Source organism: Gallibacterium genomosp. 2, assembly GCF_000771895.1.
GTDB lineage: Bacteria > Pseudomonadota > Gammaproteobacteria > Enterobacterales > Pasteurellaceae > Gallibacterium.
This window is the reverse complement of the sequence record NZ_JPXY01000007.1, coordinates 72,311-90,991: the sequence shown is the minus strand read 5'-3', so window position 1 is coordinate 90,991 and position 18,681 is coordinate 72,311. Positions and strand designations below refer to the sequence as shown.

The window sequence follows — 18,681 nt, the reverse complement described above, 5'->3', positions numbered from 1 at the left end:
TTAGTTTTTATGAATCAGAGAAAAGAATGTAAAAAAGTTCGATTACCATCTTAACCTATCAAATTCCGTATATTCGCACCAAATTGTAAGTAATGTTCTTTTGGTAAAGATGAAGATGTCGCACGGTAAAAATTGGCGGAATTTTCTACCGCACTTGGTTGTGTAGGGGATTTTGGTAAGTTAATGCCAAGTAGCCCCCAACAGCTCCCTTCCCATTCTGATAAATGAGCGGATTCAAATCCCCAACCTACTAATACTTGTGGAGCGTCACCTCTCATTAAATCTAACGTAGCTAATTCTAGAGGTTGTTTAACATCTTGTAGCGTTGTAGTAAGAAAGAGAGAATTTCCAATAATGCCAAATTGTTGGGCGATTTGAAAAACGGCTGCGTTATTCAAATTCGCCATAAAATCCAGTGGGCTAGGGAGATCTTGTTCCATTAGTTGAGAAAAGAGCTTATTAAATTTGCTGGGGGAATTGAACGGCGATGCTAAATAAATGGCTGTGTTTGGATTGATATATGGCTTAAGTGGCAATGCACCTAGCAAACAAAGTTGGGTAAATTTGCTTAAACGGCGACTATCCACACCAGAGGTTTTCAGTTGTTGGCGGAGTTCTAGCTCACTTTGCCCTTGAGAGAAAAATTGACTATATTTCTGTAAATAAATATTTGATGTCATTATGACTGTTTCCTGCCTTGCCAATTAATAATCCAAGCAATGTTGCTCCCACCAAAGCCCAAGAAATAATTGAGGTAATAACCTGAAGAAAGTGATTTCGTTTTCCATTCTATAGCCCCTTGTGGCGTAACAATTAGGCAATCTGTTTCGCTTTGCTGAAATTGTTGCCAAAGCCACGCGATTTCCATTGCCCCACTTGCACCTAAACAATGTCCGATATGTGGCTTTGCTAATAAGCACGGAATGGCGGGGAAATATTGTTGCAAAAATGCCATTTCCATTTCATCGCTATTTCCACCCACGGCGTGAACTTTAATGCCAGCTAGTTGATGAGCTTGCAATCCCGCCTTTTGCAAACAATTTTCGATTAATTGAGCAAGGGCAGTAGGGGAGCTATTAGTTAGATTATGATGATCGGTAAAAGTCGTTATGGCGAAAATTTCCATATTTTCATTTTTATTAGCTTGATTTTCTAATGCCACACAAGCCACGCCTTCACCTAAAATAATACCGTTACTTTGCACAAAAGGCTGATAGGGCAAATCTTCCGCCAGCAAGTGCATTGCGTTGAAATGCTCAAAGGTTAAACGGTTAAACATTTCAAAGCCGAGGACCAAAGCTCGTTCACATTGCTCTTGAGCAATCATTTGATAAGCATAGCCCATTGCCTGTGCAGATGAAGTGCAAGACGTGGCAAAGCTAAAAACCTGTGTTTGATAGCGTGCTTTTAGCCGTTCCGCGATCACCGCTAGGCTGTATTCTTGCGGTAAAGGTTGATTGTTTTGCCAACGAAATTCGCAATCACTCATTAAATACGCCGTTGAACCTAAAAAAATAGGAATATTTTGTAAATCCTCAACTTGCCACCCTCGTTGTGTGGCGATTTGTTCAATATGCTGCTCTAAATAAGCATAAAGCTGTTCTAAATTGAGCAGAGGTTGCTCAAAAGCACGAAAGTAGGGCAAATTCTGCGTTTGCCCTAACATTGAGGATTGTCGCCAAGGATTAAGTTGAGCAGTTTGTGCATTTTGCTGGCTGACGGCGGTAATATAAACTTTTTGCATTGTTAAGAATGTTGATTACGGATAAAGCTCGCTAAATCACGAATATTCATCATATGCTTACGCACCATTCGATCACCATTTAATCTCACTTTAAAATGGGCTTGTAATGCCACTACAATTTGCAGGGCATCTAAAGAATCTAACTGAATACGACTTTGTTCACCAAATAACGGCTCATCATCGCTAATTGTGCTGGGATCGATGTCCATTTTATCACTTTCTTGTACGATCAAGTTTTTCAGTTGTTGCTCTAACTCAGGTTGGCTGAGAGTAAAAATATAGCTCATTAAAATCTCGCTTGTGTTTTGAGTTGATGGGCGTAAACCAGCACAGCAATCAATAGCATTGCTGCACCAAACCCCGTTAAAAGCCAAAGTTCAGGCTGAATTTGCATTAATGTAGCCTGATTTAATAATAGTTGCTGAAATGCCGTTAATGCCCACTCCATTGGTGAAAATTGGGCAATTTTTTGCATAATCTCAGGCATTACATAAGTTGGCACCATAATGCCACCAATGGCGGCCATAATGATAATGCCACCGCCACCTAGCACCACGGCTTGTTCTGTGGTGCGTGCAATCACACTAATTAATAAGCCGTAACCTAACGCCGAAAGACTTACCGCAGCTGACAGCACCGCATAATGCCACCATTCACCATTTAAGCTAAAAGCGGGCATCGCAAGCATTGGTAGCACCCAATAGCCTAGGGCGATCATTCCAATAAATTGACATTGATTGATAAAAAAATATGGCACTAATTTTGCCAAAATCAGTTGCAGGCTTGAAGCTCTAGCTAAACGTAGACGAGTGAGCGTGTTGGTTTGTCGCTCCATCGCCATTACGTTAGAAAGAGGGATCATAATAAAGAACATACCAAAAATTAACCACGCTGGCACACTATGTTGCACCGCATTAGGCTGACTAACCGTTTCTCCTTGACGGTTAAGATAAATTTCCTGCCAGCGTTCTTGTGCCAAATAAGTATTGATTTCATTGAATTTTTTATCCAACGCTTGATTAACTTCTTTCTGGATTTGTTTCACAGGATTGCGTTGATTATTTTCCAACACAATGTGATTATCTTTGGAATAACGCTCAAGCCGTTGCTGGCTATAATGTTTCTGCAAGATACCTTTCACCCCAAGCAACCACGCACGATCCACACTGGGGTTAAGCCAAAGTTGCAAAGGCTGTTCTTCTTTTAGGGCATTTTTATCTTGATTTGGATTAACCACAATCAAAGCAAATTTTTCTTGCTGCAAATCTTGCTGATAAGCCGCTAATTGTGCGATATCCCCTTGTTTTACGAGCAATTCCTCTTGTTGTAGTGCGGTAAAAAATCCGTCATTGAGGGGATCATTTGGCGTGCCTAGTAGCAAAATTTCGCCACGATTACCTAATTCCTTTTCACTGCTTAACGCAGCCGACATAATCAACATAAATAAAATCGGCATAGCAAATAACACCGCCACCCCGTGCAGATCACGGCTTAATAGGCGTAATTCTTTAAACATCGCAGAAAGTAGCATTATTTGCCCGCCTGTTGTAAAAAATCCAAATAAAAATGCTCAAGGCTCTGCCCTTCCGCAAGAATGCCTTTTATTTCACCTTGATAAATCAATTTTCCTTCATTTAATAAAACTAATTTATCGCATAATTGTTCGATTTCTTGCAGATAATGTGAGGTGTAAATCACGGTGATGCCTTGCTGAGTTAAGTCAGCCACGGAATTTAAAATAAATTGGCGAGATAGGGGATCAATGCCGACAGTAATTTCATCTAAAAAAATCACTTTAGGGCGATTAATTAAACCAATGGCGAAATTTAAACGGCGTTTTAATCCGCCTGATAAATGCTTTGCCAATCTCGATTTATAAGAAGTTAGCCCCACTTTTTCCAATAATTCAGCAAGCCAGTTTTTATCATTGATATGATAAAGTGCGGCGAAAAATTTTAAATTTTCCCATACCGTTAATAAAGGATAAAACGCAAAATCCTGTGGCACTAAAGAAATTTGATGGCGCTGTTTTTTGCTTAACTTGTGAAACGGCACGCCTTCAAAATAAATTTGCCCTTGTTGCAGCGTTTGTAACCCACAAAGCAAAGACATCAGTGTCGTCTTCCCCGCGCCGTTAGGGCCAAGTAAACCAATGGCAGAGCCTTGTTTGACGTGCAGATTTATACCGCTTAAAGCTAAGTTTGAACCATTAGGGTATTGATGGCTGAGTTTATCAATATCAATCATACTTTTCTTACTTTCTTTTTCGGTATTTTTGGTTACGATGTTTTGGGTTATCTGGGTATTTCATTTCGATTAAACCAAGGCATAGTGCCGGATTTAGATAGCGTTTTCCAAAGTTAACTCTGTGGGAGATACCAAGTATCTCCATCAATTCTTTCGCGCTTTGATATTCACTCCCTAAAGCAGCAAGTAATTGTTTTACTTTATCACTTTCTTTATCACTTTCTTTATCACTTTCTTTATCACTTTCTTTATCACTTTCTTTATCACTTTCTTTATCACTTTCTTTATCACTTTCTATTGGTGATGCTACTTTTATATTTCCAGAATCCTTATTTAATAAGGCCTCTGAACTTTCTTTCTCAGATGAAATAATAGTGTAATCAGATTTTGATTTAGTTTTGACTTCGTGAAAATTAATAAGTCGGTAGATTAGCTCATTGCGTTTTACACCTTCCACAACCAAGAAACCCTTCTTTTTAAGCTGAGATAACGCAAGGGTAATTTCACGTCCTGTGTACTGAGGAATGGCCTCAACAATTTGTTTATGATTTGCTTGCTGCCCGTTGATAGCAATATATAACAAACAATCTTTCACTCTTTGCTTTAATTGTGTAAAGCGAGTACCAAAGTGATCTGCTAACTTTTCTTCCCATTTTATAATTTCACCATCTTGGAATGTTAAGGTTAATCTTGTGTAATCAATCTGGCTTTCTAATTTAGGGGTTGTGAAATAGTAATTTTGCCAATTTTGAAAAATATCTTTTACTCCTTGTCCTTGACGTTCACATAAACCCACACGGCGTAAAATATTATGAATAGTACCATTCCTACATTCTGAACGATTTCCCACAATGGCATGTTGAATATCAACTAGCATAGTTCCTGCATTCTCGAAACAAATTTGATTTTGTGTTTTTACAATCTTTAAATGTCGACTGTCGTTAAAATAGTCTGCATGAGCAATAGCATTGACTAAAGCTTCACGTAATGATTTCGTAATTTCATTTTCTTCTGTTCGAGTGAGGTTATCAAGTTTGAAGTGTGTATCTTTTCCTAAAGAGGTCAATAGAGGAGCAATTTTCCAATAGAATTCAAGTAGATTTCCTTCCTCTATATCAAAGTCTGTAATACGTAAATCATAACGACTGTTTTTTTCACTAGTTTCATAATATTCAAAGAAAAAGTGTTTAAGGAAATTTTTGATAATATGCCCTTTACCAAACAGAAGTAAACCTGCATAAGTAATCCTTTTTTGTCCTGTTTCAATATCTATTGAGATTGCACCAATACGCTCCAATAAATCCTCATCAGACAATAAAAGTAATGGTTCAGAATCTTTTTGTGCCTTAAGCAAATTACGATATTTATTTAAGGTATCTAAATTTAGATAATTTAAGTCACTTTGAGGCAGAATTTTTCCGTCACGATTTTTACTCGTGGCATTTGAAATCATTGAACGTAGTTCCCCATCATTTAATTTATGATCGCCTGTTTTCAGACGAATGTAAGAACGACGAAGATCTTGATTCAAGTGAACTGGGCGATCAGTTTCTTCTGCTTTGGGTACATAAACCACAATAACTTGTTTATCTTTGATCGTAAAACAACGGACATTCCGATCAGATAATAAAGCAGCACTGACTTTTTCTTTACTACGAGATTGAGTAAAAATAAGCTCTTGGATTTGTTCAGCCTTATTAACGCCTGAAATATGCAATTCTTCTTTTTCTGATACACCAAGTATAATAAAACCACCCGATTGGTTTGCAAAAGCGGAATAGGTTTCCCACATTGTTTTAGGAATATCATTTTTAGCCTCTTTATACTCCAGCCACTCTCGCTCAGAATATAAATTGCCAGAGACTAGCATTTGTTCAATATCAGTCCAACTTAGCATATTTTTCCTGCTATTTATTTCTTAATATACGCCATAATACTTCTTCTTTTTCAGCAATAACTTTCAAAAACTTGGCTATCTTTTGATAGCCCTCAACACTCGGCTTGCGACATTGCTGTACGCAAAGACTAGCAAATTGTCGCCATTGATCACCGATTTCTGTCATTTGTTGGGAAGCCTGTTTGTATTTCGGTTCTTGGCAAATTTCAGCGGCTTGCTCAAGGAAATACGCATAAATATAACGAAACCCCGCACCGCCTGTGCCAATCTCTTCTTGCATTCGCACAATATGTCCGAGGAATAATTTTTTGTATTTTTCGCTTTGTTTGCTATGAGCAAATTTTTCAATTTGTTTTGCAAGAGAACACATTCCACGCACGCCAACAAACCAAAGTGGTGCAAGCATTTGTTTGGCATTTTTACGAATGGCTTTGCGTAAAATTGTGGGTAAATCAAGTGCGGTCAAATTTGGCGAAGTTTTCCAATAATACATCAATCCTTTTGCCGCCAATGCCCCTTTCGCAAACCTCGCACGCTGTAAATCTTCGCTCGGACAACACTGAACCGTTTCAAACACAGGATCGCTAATAAGATAGTCATTTCCTTGCTTGCCATAAACTAACAGATTATGTGCGTTAAAATGAAAACGCATTTCGGACGGAAAATAAGGCAACCAAAACACCGAAGTCTGCAACCCCACCAGTTTTCCTTGCGTCAAGGCGTTATCTAAAGCCTGTTGCCCTTGTTGTGGCGAACGAAAACGTTTTAACGCAAGTTTCCCTTTTAATACTTTTGACACTTTTTTAAGTATTGACCCCGGTGGCATACGATAAGAAATTAACGGCATTCCGCTAATTTTAATTTGTGGAATATAAACAAAGGTCAATGCCGAAGCCAAGCCAAATACCATTGCTTCGTTAAAATCAACGCCTTGCGATTTGAGTAAAGTGGACATCACGCCACTTTCGCAATGGGCGGTGTGTTGGTGTTGGAAGTTGTTATTCATATTCTCTATCTAATAGATATAAACCAAGTCTTCTTTTCCAAGGTAATTTAATTCCATAAGTAGGATGATTTTCTGGCCATCTATATGGCTGTCTAATTACTATTGGACTGTATCCTTCTATAAATTTTTTTGGATCTATCATATTGTCAAAGTTCCAATCAGTTTCATTATATTTGATAGAAGCTACAGGAATAGTCATAATTCCATTTGGGGCATGATTAAGAATTACCCATTCCCCTGATTCGACAGGATATGATTTTTCTTTCCTTTCACCAATAAGCTGACTGCAATAAAAAACATCCTTAGCTGGAATTTTCAATTCTAGACAAAGTGGTTTATTGGTATCTTGGTAGAAACCAGCCTCATCAGTAAAAGAATTAAGCATATCCATCTCAATTTGTATTTCCTTAATGTTCAATTCATCACAAGCTTTACGTAACATCACCAGTGTTTCAGCATAAGAATCCTTGTTTGTAAGATTGAAATTTATTCCTTTTCTTTCTTGATATCGAATTTGCCTTCTTAAATATACATATTCTAACTCTGCATTTTCTAATGCTTTTTGAGTATGTTCATAAAGTTGTATGACTTCATTAATAATTTCATCTACTTCTTTTGAATTTAGTTTTTCTAATATTTCTCTATATTCAGACAGTTCACGATGGCAATAAGTTGAATAGACTCGATCTAAACAAAAGGGATTGCGTCTAATATTTAGGGCATATGATGTAAAATAAGTTAATAGTGCATATCCAAATGATTCTTTATTTCCGTTAAAGCCATCAAACTTTGGGTTTCCCATACCTATACAATCAAATAAAATATTATTCGTTATATAAAATTTAGGATAATTTTGAAATTGTTCTTTTTGATCTGTTGTTTTAAATGTCATTTTTTTACCAATAATTGAATATCATTTCCAAAAACTTCAGCATATCGTGCCAGCGTTTTCTTAGATAATTTAGGCCACACCTCAGGCCTAAAATGCCTTTTGATTTGCCATTGCCAGAAACCTGTGGCTTGGGCGAGGGATTGTTCATCAAAGCGGTATTTGTACATCAAATAGTAAAGCACGGATTTTTCGCCCCGTTTGACGGCTTGTAAAGCTTGTTCGGTTTGTTCGTTAAGATCTTCAACCGCTTGTGTGGTGGCAAATTCTTCATCAGCCCAGCCGGTGGTTGTACCGCTTTGATATGAGCCGTTTTGGATGGCGTAGATAACCTTTTTCTGCCCGCGAAAAATGCGACTATTGTCTTGGGGAATGTCATCAATTTCCATTCACCACCTCTAACAGCATAAAACACGAAGAAAAACGACCGCTCTCAGGAACATAGCAAAGAACTTTTTGCCCATTCTTCAGTGGGAATGTTCGCATAAATTCTTCTAAGATAATGTAAATTGACGCAGATCCCGTGTTACCTTTTTCGGCTAAATTGGTAAACCATTTTTCTTGCGGAATGTGGAAGTTGATCCGTTGTAGTCCTTCCGATAATTTATTGCGGAAAAAGCCCGAAGAATAGTGCGGTAGGAAATAATCAATGTTTTCGGCGTTGAGCTGATATTTTTCGATCAAACGGGATAACGCATTTTCTACGGTATAACGCACAATATTCTCATTGAGCAATTTGACATCTTGTTTAATCGCCATCAGGCTATGGGCATCACGATATTGGCTATCTACCGCTTTCCAGCTAACAAACTCGCCGTTTTGAATTTCTGCCCCCGCGTACATACACACGGGCATTTCATTGGCATACGAAATGAGATCGATCCAATGAATTTTAAAGCTAATCCCTTGTGGATTTGGGTGGTGGCTGAGTTGTGCTGCACCAGCTCCATCTGATAGCATCCAACGTAAAAAATCTTTTTCAAAGCCGATTTCAGGCTTGGCATTGTCTAATTGTTTATGATTGATTTCTGAACGAAAATTTTCGCTCCGCATTACTGCTGAAGCCGTTTCGGAAGCAACCGCAATCGCATTTTGATGTTCCCCCGTCCGTATGCCATTGTAGGCGTGCTTCATTGCTGCCATTCCTGCGACACACACGCCTGCGGTGGTTAGCACTTCACAAGCGGGTGCATTAGGGATTAAGCCGTGTACCATCACGCCTTGCCCCGGCATAATTTGATCGGGGTAAGAGGTGCCACACGCCAAACAATCTAACTGCTGCATATCAAACCCTTGTGCGACCAATTTTTCAATCGCACACACCGCAAGCTCAGTGCTACTGTGCGTAGCTTGGCGTGTTTGTGGATCAATGGCGTAGTAGCGCGTGCGAATAGCATTAGAACGCAAAATCATATTACGCACACGAGAAGGCACATCGCCTACCATTCCTAGCACGGACTCCATTTGATCGTTACGAACAGGGGCATTCGGCAAAAAACTTGCCACACGGGTAAGATAAACATCAGAAAGTTGGGACATCATTATTCTCCAGAAGGGGCAGCAAAATCACGTTTTTGACGCGCTAATTTTTCTTTTAATAAAGGTTTTAATAAGCGTTTAATCAAGGCGGAAATCGGGACAACAGTAACAATCAGCAACACTAAAAAAGCAATATAAAAATACAGGACAACTTGACGAAAATGAGGTGAAATCTGACCGCACTTTAATAAAAGCTTGCCCCACAAAAAGAAACTGCGGTGCCCGACTTTTTCACTCATCATCAGCTTTTCATCAATTTTTACTGCCCCCATATTTTGAAATAGCGGGTGATCCAGTGGCGTATTTTGCATTAATTGTTCTGCCAATGCTCGCCCAAATCGTTGCATATCAAGGATATTTTCTTCGCTAATCCCAGCACTGGGCAACCATTGATAAGGGCGTTTTTTCCCCGTAAACAACCAAAGTGGGGTAGTAATAAAACTCGCCCACGCATTCGATTGATCGGTTTTGACAATATTGCCGATAAGTTTCGCCCCAGCCTGCGTTAATAGGGTTTTCACCTTTTCTTGTGCCATTAACCACATATTACGACAGCCGATGAGGGTGATCACAGGCGTGTTGTGTAGCACCTGTTTGCCTTGCTCGCTCTGCAAAAATGCAGTGATGGGCTGAGAGGGCGAGAGAAACCAAACCGTGTAAGCAATGATGACTAAATCATAATGCTGACGTTGTAATTGTGGCGGCTTAATGGGGGCAGGCTGTAAATGGACACTTTCAGGGAATGCATTAAAAAAAGGGGTAAATTTCCAAGGAAATTCATAGGGTTGTTGTGGCTTCACCACATATTCTTCAATAATAATTTCCTGTTGAGATCGTAGCGGTTGCAAAAAATTTTCCACTAAACGAGCCAGCTGCCCTGTTTGTGAATAAGAAACCACCAGAATATGTTTTGGCGAATGCGTGTCCATAATTGAGAATTGTATTAATCCAAAGTAAATGAAAATTAAACAAAAAATTATAAATTTGATTATTGCCTTGTCAAGTTGAGCAAAATGAAAAGTGCGGTCAAAAAATAGGGTAAAAATCTGACCGCACTTTAAATCCCATCGAGCGATTGCAAAAGCCTATGGCGTAGCTATGCCTTCGCCTGACTTTTTTGTATTTCCACGACGGTAATATTAACGAACAATATCCCCTTTCAACGCAACACCACTCATTAAATTGCCTGCGTGGCATTCATATTGTGTCGCACTGCGGTAAGGTTTTTTCTTATAGAAACTGATGATATTGCCCACTTTGGTTGCACCTTGTTTTTTAGCTGTATCTTGGAATTGCTTCACTACAGTTAGGAATGCCCATTGACAAGATTTTTCATCGCTCTTATTTGCGGCATTGGTTTTACGATTACTCACCAACCCTGCTTTGATGACTTTACCCGATGCAGGCTTGCCAAAATAAAGTTTAATTTTTGGATCTAATACTTCTTTTGCTTCAGGGGAATTTAAAGCTTCCTGAATGGAGTAATAATGGGTGGTATCTCTAGGGGCGCAAGCCGCGAGTAAAAGAGCAGTTAAAGCAATAGCAAGTTTTCCTGAATGTTTCATAGATTTTCCTTATATTAAATAATAGTGGGGGGGGGAATAACGTGAAAATGCCTTTGTTAATCGTTTTCCAATTGATAATCTAGCTTAATTTGGGGTAAACTTCCAATATTATTTTAATGGCTAAATGAGTACCAAATGAAAAAATTATTTTTCTTTATTTTATTAATTGCGAGTTTAACAGGTTGTGCTTCAGGAATTGATGAACCAGAACCCGTACAACTCTCCCACCTTAAACAGCCTTTATGCGTAACAGGCAATTTACAAAAAGCCCCTGAAGATTTTTCTGAAACCCTACTGACTAGCCTAAAAAAACGTGGTGTTCAAGCACGTTTTGCAAAATCCAGTGAATTAGCTGACTGTGCCTCAATTTTGAAAGTCAATGTGCGTGGCAACAGAGCCATCGTCGCACGTGCAAAATTAACCGTTGTGCAAGATAAACAAGTGATAGGTTCTGTAGCATATAAAAGACGTGGTGACGAAGTTGAGCGTGTAAAACAGGTAGGTTTGCAAGGTCAAACGGATTTAATGATTAACGAACTATTCAAATAATTACCAATGGACGCACCGATCTGTCAGTTTAATTTTTCCCTGTGTGGCTGGAAAGTGGTAACGAACCTTGAACTTTCCCCTGAAGATTGGCAATTAGGGCAAACCCATTGGGAGAAAAATAGCCATTTATGGCAACCTTTTGCTCCGAAATTAGCTTTTTTGCCACCATTAAAACGCCGCCGTTTGAGTGAGCTAGCACGCCTCTTTTTTGAAGCAGCTTGGGATTTGGTGGGCGAGCAAGCCAATATCCCTGTGGTTTACGCCTCTGCTAACAGTGAAATTAATCGCAATTTTGCCCTTTGGCAGAGCTATTTAACAGAGGGCGATGTGTCCCCCACTTCTTTTAATCTATCGGTGCATAATGCCTTAGTCGGGCAGTGGTCGGAAATGCGTCAAGTTAAAGCAGAAACCACGGCCATTATGGCACAGCAAGATAATTTGGAAGTGGCATTACTGGAGGCGTATTTATTACTGCAAGAGGGTCAAGAGCGTGTGCTAGTTGTGGTAGCAGAATTGCCTTTAGCCACACAATATAACGCTGAGCCAGTAGTTCGCCAGCCTTTTGGCTATGCGTTAGCATTGGTGATAGAACAAGGCCATCAATATCAACTTAGCCTACATTGTACGGAAAACGGACAGGATATTGCGGAAAATAACAAGGATAATGCGTTATTTTGGGTGCAACAGCAGGCGTTAAATCAATCTCAGTGGCAAACTGCAAGTTCTCGTGGAGGAATTTGGCGATGGCAGAAAAATTAGATTGGCTACGCCGTTTTCTTGCTACCGCTATAGGGTTCACTTTTTGGGGCGTAGCTGGCACATTATTGCAACTAGTGTTATACCCTTATGCCCGCCGTCCGCACAAGTTAGCAACACAATTAAGCGTTCGCCGTTTTGTTGGAAAAATTTGGTATTATTTTGTGCGTTTTTGCGTTTGGAGTGGCGTACTCGAAGTGAAATATCAAGGCTTTGAAAAACTCGGACGCACAGGGCAATTAGTGATCGCCAATCACCCCTCATTGCTTGATGTGGTGCTAATTTTAGCCAACAAGCCAGAGCTAAATTGCATTGTCAAACAAGAGTTATTGCATAATCCCACAATGCGAAATCAAATTTTGGCTTGTGGCTTTTTGCCTAACACCGAATCTCTCGAACTATTAGAGCAATGCGATAGCGTTTTGCAAGAGCAAGCAATGCTCTTATTTCCAGAGGGAACACGCACGGGCTGGGACGGTAAAGTCAATCTTAATCGTGGTGCGGTATCCATTGGGTTACGCAGTGCCAAAGTCATCACGCCTGTGGTGATAAAAATGCACCCGCTCAATTTCAAAAAAGGGCAACCTTGGTATCAATTACCTAAAAGCCGCATTACTTATGAACTCTCTGTGGGTGAAGATATCGATCCACAAACTTGGCTTGCTGAAAAGCCATTGCCTTTGGCAGCACGCCGCCTAACACAATATTTAAACGATTATTTTAATTCTCAAACTCAACAAAAGGACAAATAAATGGAACTAGAACTAGAACAACAACTTAAAAATATCATTATTGAAAGTTTAGCCTTTGAAGATATTACTCCAGACGAAATTGAAAATGATACCTTACTATTCAGTGATGAGGGCTTAGGGCTAGATTCTGTGGATGCCCTTGAACTTGGCTTAGCGGTACAAAAAGCCTTTAATTTACAATTAGATAGCGAACAGCACAGCTTACGCGATCATTTTACCAGCGTTACCACGTTGGCGAATTTTATCCGTTCACAACAAGGATAATCGATGATGACAAAACAACAAATCCAAACATTACTCACTGATGCGTTAGTGTCTTTATTTGAGATTGATCCGCAAAAAATCACCCCTGAAACTAATCTCTATGAAGATTTAGAAATTGACAGCATTGATGCCATTGATTTAATTGATTACATCAAACGCAACACGGGCTACAAGGTAAAACCTGAAGATTTCCGCAATGTGCGTACCGTGAATGATGTGGTGCAAGCGGTATTAAAAATGAGTCAAGAAGCCGAACAATCAGCGGAAAATACGCCGAATGCCTAACTACACCTCACACAGCCTTGTCGCCACGCAGCCCGATTGGCATTATTGCGACTTTGCTGATAAAGCCTTACAAATGGCTCAGGCATTTGAGCGACAAAAAATAACCTCTATCGCCGTTTGGTTAGAGGACGGTGCAAACTTAGCCTGTACCCTCCTTGCCGCGTGGCAAGCAAATGTGCGTGTGCTGTTTCCGCCTAATTTAACCCCAGAAAGCCGTGATTGGGCGGCACAGCACGCCCAGTTTTGGCTGTGTGATAATGATGCTGAGCTTTCACCTTGTATTGCGTTTAAAGATTTTGGTAGCGATCAACAAGTACAAAAACAAGAAAATTTTGCACCGCACTTTGATCGCAATGCACAAACAGAAATTTGGCTCAAAACCTCAGGCAGTACTGGCGAAGCAAAAACCATCATCAAAACCGCTCAACAAATGTGGCGAAGTGCTAGCGTGTTGGCGGAGAGCCTACCTTTTCCTGCGGATAACAACTGGCGAGCTATTAGCACGGTGAGCATTCAGCACGTCTATGGTTTAACCGTGCATATTATGATGGCATTAGTATGTGGTTGGCAGATTGGACGTAAGCAACTGTTCTATCCCGAATGTATCAAAGCGGAATTACAGCAAGTCGAAAATGCCCTGTTAGTCAGCAGCCCTGCGATGTTATCTAGCATTAATTGGCAAACCATCACAATGCCAAAAAGCCTGCGTGGTGTGGTGTCTTCAGGCGGGGCATTGGCAGATGACGTATCAAACCAAATTCGCACCGCTATTCAAGCCCCCGTTGTGGAAATTTACGGTAGCACCGAAACGGGGCCGATTGCGATTCGTGATGATATTCACCTGTGGCAACGCCTGCCTAACAGCCAGCTTGGACAAAACGAGCAAGAGGCGTTATGGATTGAAGCGGATTGGATTTCAGGACGTGAGCAAACCGCTGATGTGGTAGAGTTTGAAGGTTCAGGCTTTCGCTTGCTCGGACGTTGCGATCGCATTGTGAAAATTGGTGATAAACGCACCTCGCTAGTGAGTATTGAACGCCAGTTATTGCAGCACCCATTTGTAGAAGATTGTTATATCGCCCGCCACCCAACGCAAAATCGCTTAGCTGCTTGGGTAGGGTTAAGTGGAGCGGGCATTACCGCTTTCCGTGAACAAGGTCGCCGTGCATTAATTGCCGAACTGAAACAAGCTGTTGCAGTAAATCAAGACAAATCTGCCATTCCACGTTTTTGGCGGTTTACCGATAAATTGCCACGCAATAGTCAATCGAAAATCAATAAATTGGCATTTAAGCAAGTGTGTACGGAAACCGTGCTTGATCCTATTTGGGGCGAGGCACAATGTGAGGGTAATCACTATTCCATCACGGGCAAAGTGCCATTAGAATTGCGTTTTCTTAAAGATCATTTCGCTGAATTTCCGCTTGTCCCTGGTGTGATCGAGTTACAATGGATCAGCGAAAAAATGCAAGATTTGTTAGGCAAACCGCTTGTGTTAAACAGCATTGACCGCCTGAAGTTCCAGCATTTTTTACGCCCCAATGATGAATTTGTGCTAACCCTCAGTTGGCAGCCCGACAAACAACGAATAGCGTTCCAGCTAAAAATGGCGGAAGAAACCTGCTGTAGCGGTGTGGCGCTTTTAACGGAATAAGATAATGAAAGCCCCAACTTCCGTTCTTATCACATTATTCCTTGCAATAAGTGCGGTGGCTTTTCCCATTGTTTTTTGGATGCAAGGAGCGAATAGCCCCATTTTGTTTTATCTACCGTGGATAATGGCGGTATTATGGGCGGTGAAAGGACTACTACAAAAGCCCTCGCCACAGCGTTATTTTTCTTTTTGCTTGGCGATTATTTTAGTGGTGATCGCCGCAACAAGGGCGTTAGTCGGAATGTTTTGGTATCCCGTGATTATCAATGGATTAATGCTAACCTTATTTGCAAGCAGCCTATGGCAATCGCAAACCTTTGTCGAGCGTCTAGCCCGTTTGCAAGAGCCGAATTTAAACGAAAGCGGTGTGCGTTACACCCGAGCAGTTACTCAAATCTGGTGTGGTGTTTTTATTATCAATATTGTAATTACGAGTGTACTAATACTAGGGCAATATTATGATTATTGGGCATTATATTCTGGGCTGATTTCCTACCTGTTCATCGGCTTGGTGATGGGTATTGAGTGGATTATTCGACAACAAGTAAAAAAACGGCACAATGAAGATTAATTTTTCAGCAATGAAGGACATCACCTTAAATCCTTCTTGGTCAAAGCAAGATTTCACCTTGCGAGCGTGGCAAATCAGCCAGCAATTACAACAGCAAAAGGTGCATAGCCTAGGCATATGGCTTGATGATGCGGCACAAATGGCGTGTGTGCTGTTGGCGTGCTTTCAGGCAAAAGTGCGGGTGTTATTGCCACCCAATTTATTAGCGGAAAATCAGCAATGGCTTGAGCAAGAAAAGGCAATGTTAATGGATAATCAAGCCTTTGCTGATTTTGGCTTAACGCAACACATTGACGCACACCGCCTCACTCAGCCCTTAATCGATCCCCATTGCCAAACGGAAATTTGGTTGAAAACCTCTGGTAGCAGTGGTGAGCCAAAAATTTTAGTCAAAACCGCTGAAAAAATGTGGCAGGAAGCCGAAGCCATCGCAAACAGCTTACATTTTTCTGCTGATGATACGTGGTATGTGGTGTCCAGCGTTTCCGCCCAACACCATTACGGTTTATCTTATCGCATTTTCTTACCGCTCTATTTGGGCTGGCGTATCGCAAGGTTGCAATACCATTACCCCGAATATTTAATCAGCGAAAGCCGACAAGCGGAAAATGTCCTTTGGGTGAGTAGCCCCGCCTTGTTGAGCCATTTGAATTTAAAAGACAAAAAATTGCCACATTGTGGCATTCAAGCTATTATCTCTGCGGGTTCGCCCTTATCCCCTGCTATCGCCCAGCAAATCCGCACCGCATTACATTGCCGAATGATCGAATGCTACGGCAGCACGGAAACAGGGGCAATCGCCTTTCGTGAAAACGAAACCCTATGGCAACCTACCCTTGCCACCCAAGTCGGCTTAACCGAAGCTGGCTTGCTGTGGGTGAAATCCCCTTGGTTGGATTTGCCTGAAGTGATGGCTGATGCGGCAGAAATGCACGGCGAGCGTTTTTTACTACTCGGGCGAGTGGATCGCATTGTGAAACTGGGAGATAAACGCATTTCTCTCGTTAATATTGAACACGCTTTGCAATCCCATTTGTGGGTAGCAGATTGTTTTGTGGCACAGCATCCAACCCAAGCACGCCCTGCAGCTTGGGTAGCATTAAACGCAGAGGGGCTAACTATTTATCGCACACAAGGGCGAAATGCCGTGATTCAGCAACTTCGCCAACACCTCAGCCAAAGCCAAGAAGCGGCTGGCTTACCGCGTTTCTGGCGGTTCAGCGACAAACTTCCACGCAACAGCCAATCAAAAATCTCAAAAGCGGATTTTGAGCAAGTTTTTCTCACGCAAGGGGAGGCATTCACCAATGAATAAACAAGTGGTCGCATTAATCCCTCACTATAACCATTCCGCCACCGTAGGCACAGTGGCAGCAACCCTACGCCAGCTCAATTTGCCCGTGTTGATCATCGATGACGGCTCAACGTCCGAGCATAAAGCGGTGTTGGCTCAACTTGCTCAACAAGAGGGCATTTCTGTCCATTTTTGCCCGCACAATGGCGGGAAAGGGGCGGCAATGAAAGTGGGATTTAAGCTGGCGTGGGAACAGGGTTTTGCCTATGCGGTACAAGTTGATGCAGACGGGCAACATCAACTTTCTGATGTGGCGATCTTTTTACAAAAAAGTGCGGAAAATCCCACCGCACTTATTTGTGGTCGCCCAATCTATGGCGATGATGCCCCGAAATCTCGTTTATATGGCAGAAAGATCACCGATTTTTGGAACGCCATTCACACCCATTCACGGGATATTTTAGATGGAATGTGCGGCTTTCGGTTGTATCCCCTTGAACCCATTTTGGCATTACTCAAGCAAGAAAAGGTGGGCGATCGTATGGATTTTGATATTGAAATTATCGTCAAAGCACATTGGTATCAGATCCCGATGATATGGGTGGATACGCCAGTGCGTTATGATAAAAACGGCACATCGCATTTTCGAGCCTTTGCGGATAATTGGAAAATCAGCAAAATGCACACCAAACTTTTTTGGCAAATGGTCTGGCGAATGGTGCGAGGTAAGCCACTATGAACCAGCCGAAAAAACATTGGGCAGCACAACAAGAGCGTGGCACGGTTTTTTTTCTTAATCTCACCAGATTGATCGTGGCATATTTGCCGTTATGGGCGATTCGCATTGCCACCTTTGTGGTAGTTAGCTATTTCTTTGCCACATCAAAAAAAGCCCGTCAGCACATTGCGGCATATCAAACCCGATTATGTCAAACTTTTCCTGAAATCAGGTTGCCACGCTGGGCGGTTTTTCGCCAATTTTTAACCTTTGGTGAAGCCATTACTGATCGCTTTGCGGTGTGGCAAAATAAGATTACTTACCAAGATTTACAAGTTGATGATGCGGATAATCTGTATCACGACATCGATCATCAAGGGCGAGGGCAAATTTTACTTTGCTCTCATTTTGGCAACATTGAAATTTGCCGTGCGTTGGCAGATAACGGACATCACCCTCATTTTGTGATGAACGTGTTAGTGCATAGCCACCACGCCCAAGCCTTTAATGAGGCATTAGAAAAAGCGGGAGCAAAATCGCTGCCCCTGATTCAAGTAACGGATTTAGACGCACAAAAAATGCTCGAGTTGCAACAACGCCTAGAGCGTGGCGAATGGATTGCTATTGCCGCAGACCGAGTGCCAGTGCGTGGCGATAAAACGCAAAAGGCAGATTTTCTCGGTACACCCGCCGATTTTCCGCAAGGGGCGTGGTTGCTTGCCGCCTTGTTAAAAGCACCGCTAAACAGCGTTTTTTGCATTAAAACCCCTCTGGGCTACCGCTTGAAACTTCGTCGTTTTTGTCCTGCCATTTTTGGGCGAGGGGCAGTTCGTCAGCAACAAATTGATGAAGCAATGCAACGCTATGCGGATTTGCTCGCCCAAGAGTGTCACGACCACCCACTACAATGGTTTAATTTTTACGATTTTTGGAATGATAACAGCCAATGAA

The 18,681-nt window shown here is 41.4% G+C and carries 22 protein-coding genes; 10 read left to right on the top strand and 12 right to left on the bottom strand.

The features are described from left to right. Positions 1–50: 50 nt before the first annotated feature. The 12 genes from P375_RS01530 to P375_RS01475 form a co-directional block, all read right to left on the bottom strand. Positions 51–680 carry a hypothetical protein gene (locus tag P375_RS01530; RefSeq protein WP_209434795.1) on the bottom strand — a complete coding sequence of 210 codons (630 nt, stop codon included), beginning with the start codon at positions 678–680 and terminating at the stop codon, positions 51–53. Continuing rightward, positions 680–1,744 (bottom strand): beta-ketoacyl synthase N-terminal-like domain-containing protein, encoded by a 1,065-nt coding sequence (locus P375_RS01525; protein WP_039133555.1) that lies wholly within the window; start codon positions 1,742–1,744, stop codon positions 680–682. The genes P375_RS01530 and P375_RS01525 overlap by 1 nt, the downstream gene beginning before the upstream one ends. A gap of 2 nt (positions 1,745–1,746) precedes the next feature. Continuing rightward, positions 1,747–2,031: an acyl carrier protein gene (locus tag P375_RS01520; RefSeq protein WP_039133553.1), complete on the bottom strand. Its 285-nt coding sequence runs from the start codon at positions 2,029–2,031 to the stop codon at positions 1,747–1,749. Continuing rightward, on the bottom strand, positions 2,031–3,275 hold the full coding sequence (locus P375_RS01515) for an ABC transporter permease (protein ID WP_039133551.1): 1,245 nt from the start codon (positions 3,273–3,275) through the stop codon (positions 2,031–2,033). Before P375_RS01515 ends, P375_RS01520 begins: the two co-directional genes overlap by 1 nt. Further along, the gene (locus P375_RS01510) at positions 3,275–3,991 is read right to left on the bottom strand and encodes an ABC transporter ATP-binding protein (RefSeq protein WP_039133549.1); all 717 of its coding nucleotides are present in this window, start codon (positions 3,989–3,991) and stop codon (positions 3,275–3,277) included. The genes P375_RS01515 and P375_RS01510 overlap by 1 nt, the downstream gene beginning before the upstream one ends. Before the next feature lie 7 nt (positions 3,992–3,998). Beyond that, positions 3,999–5,888 carry a Fic family protein gene (locus P375_RS01505; RefSeq protein WP_052121771.1) on the bottom strand — a complete coding sequence of 630 codons (1,890 nt, stop codon included), beginning with the start codon at positions 5,886–5,888 and terminating at the stop codon, positions 3,999–4,001. Between the two features lie 10 nt (positions 5,889–5,898). Continuing rightward, positions 5,899–6,894, bottom strand: a complete 996-nt coding sequence (locus P375_RS01500; protein WP_039133547.1) for a BtrH N-terminal domain-containing protein — start codon at positions 6,892–6,894, stop codon at positions 5,899–5,901. Continuing rightward, positions 6,887–7,786: a hypothetical protein gene (locus P375_RS01495; protein ID WP_039133544.1), complete on the bottom strand. Its 900-nt coding sequence runs from the start codon at positions 7,784–7,786 to the stop codon at positions 6,887–6,889. The genes P375_RS01500 and P375_RS01495 overlap by 8 nt, the downstream gene beginning before the upstream one ends. After that, the gene (locus tag P375_RS01490) at positions 7,783–8,172 is read right to left on the bottom strand and encodes a hypothetical protein (protein ID WP_039133541.1); all 390 of its coding nucleotides are present in this window, start codon (positions 8,170–8,172) and stop codon (positions 7,783–7,785) included. The genes P375_RS01495 and P375_RS01490 overlap by 4 nt, the downstream gene beginning before the upstream one ends. Beyond that, entirely contained in the window at positions 8,162–9,322 is a 1,161-nt protein-coding gene (locus P375_RS01485) for a beta-ketoacyl-ACP synthase III (RefSeq protein ID WP_156962326.1), read from the bottom strand. The genes P375_RS01490 and P375_RS01485 overlap by 11 nt, the downstream gene beginning before the upstream one ends. Positions 9,323–9,324: 2 nt before the next feature. After that, positions 9,325–10,251, bottom strand: a complete 927-nt coding sequence (locus tag P375_RS01480; RefSeq protein ID WP_039133536.1) for a hypothetical protein — start codon at positions 10,249–10,251, stop codon at positions 9,325–9,327. A gap of 210 nt (positions 10,252–10,461) precedes the next feature. After that, positions 10,462–10,887, bottom strand: a complete 426-nt coding sequence (locus P375_RS01475; protein ID WP_039133534.1) for an excinuclease ABC subunit A — start codon at positions 10,885–10,887, stop codon at positions 10,462–10,464. 135 nt (positions 10,888–11,022) lie between these two features. On the opposite strand from P375_RS01475, the gene P375_RS01470 reads away from it, so the two are divergent. From P375_RS01470 to P375_RS01425, 10 genes are read left to right on the top strand one after another with little or no spacing between them, the layout of a single operon-like run. After that, complete coding sequence (locus P375_RS01470) at positions 11,023–11,436, top strand: lipoprotein (RefSeq protein WP_039133530.1); 414 nt, start codon at positions 11,023–11,025, stop codon at positions 11,434–11,436. A gap of 6 nt (positions 11,437–11,442) precedes the next feature. Further along, positions 11,443–12,195, top strand: a complete 753-nt coding sequence (locus P375_RS01465) for a beta-ketoacyl synthase chain length factor (RefSeq protein ID WP_039133527.1) — start codon at positions 11,443–11,445, stop codon at positions 12,193–12,195. Continuing rightward, the gene (locus P375_RS01460; protein ID WP_039133524.1) at positions 12,180–12,944 is read left to right on the top strand and encodes a lysophospholipid acyltransferase family protein; all 765 of its coding nucleotides are present in this window, start codon (positions 12,180–12,182) and stop codon (positions 12,942–12,944) included. The genes P375_RS01465 and P375_RS01460 overlap by 16 nt, the downstream gene beginning before the upstream one ends. Further along, positions 12,945–13,208, top strand: coding sequence for a phosphopantetheine-binding protein (locus P375_RS01455; protein WP_039133521.1), 264 nt, complete (start codon positions 12,945–12,947; stop codon positions 13,206–13,208). A gap of 6 nt (positions 13,209–13,214) precedes the next feature. Next, positions 13,215–13,493, top strand: a complete 279-nt coding sequence (locus P375_RS01450) for an acyl carrier protein (protein WP_039133640.1) — start codon at positions 13,215–13,217, stop codon at positions 13,491–13,493. Next, a complete protein-coding gene (locus P375_RS01445; protein ID WP_039133519.1) occupies positions 13,486–15,147 on the top strand; it encodes an AMP-binding protein in 1,662 nt (553 codons plus the stop codon). Before P375_RS01450 ends, P375_RS01445 begins: the two co-directional genes overlap by 8 nt. A gap of 4 nt (positions 15,148–15,151) precedes the next feature. After that, positions 15,152–15,718: a membrane protein gene (locus P375_RS01440; RefSeq protein WP_039133516.1), complete on the top strand. Its 567-nt coding sequence runs from the start codon at positions 15,152–15,154 to the stop codon at positions 15,716–15,718. Next, complete coding sequence (locus P375_RS01435) at positions 15,708–17,033, top strand: AMP-binding protein (protein ID WP_052121770.1); 1,326 nt, start codon at positions 15,708–15,710, stop codon at positions 17,031–17,033. The genes P375_RS01440 and P375_RS01435 overlap by 11 nt, the downstream gene beginning before the upstream one ends. Then, positions 17,026–17,751: a glycosyltransferase family 2 protein gene (locus P375_RS01430; RefSeq protein ID WP_039133513.1), complete on the top strand. Its 726-nt coding sequence runs from the start codon at positions 17,026–17,028 to the stop codon at positions 17,749–17,751. The genes P375_RS01435 and P375_RS01430 overlap by 8 nt, the downstream gene beginning before the upstream one ends. After that, entirely contained in the window at positions 17,748–18,680 is a 933-nt protein-coding gene (locus P375_RS01425; protein WP_039133509.1) for a glycosyl transferase family 2, read from the top strand. Before P375_RS01430 ends, P375_RS01425 begins: the two co-directional genes overlap by 4 nt. Position 18,681 lies beyond the last annotated feature (1 nt).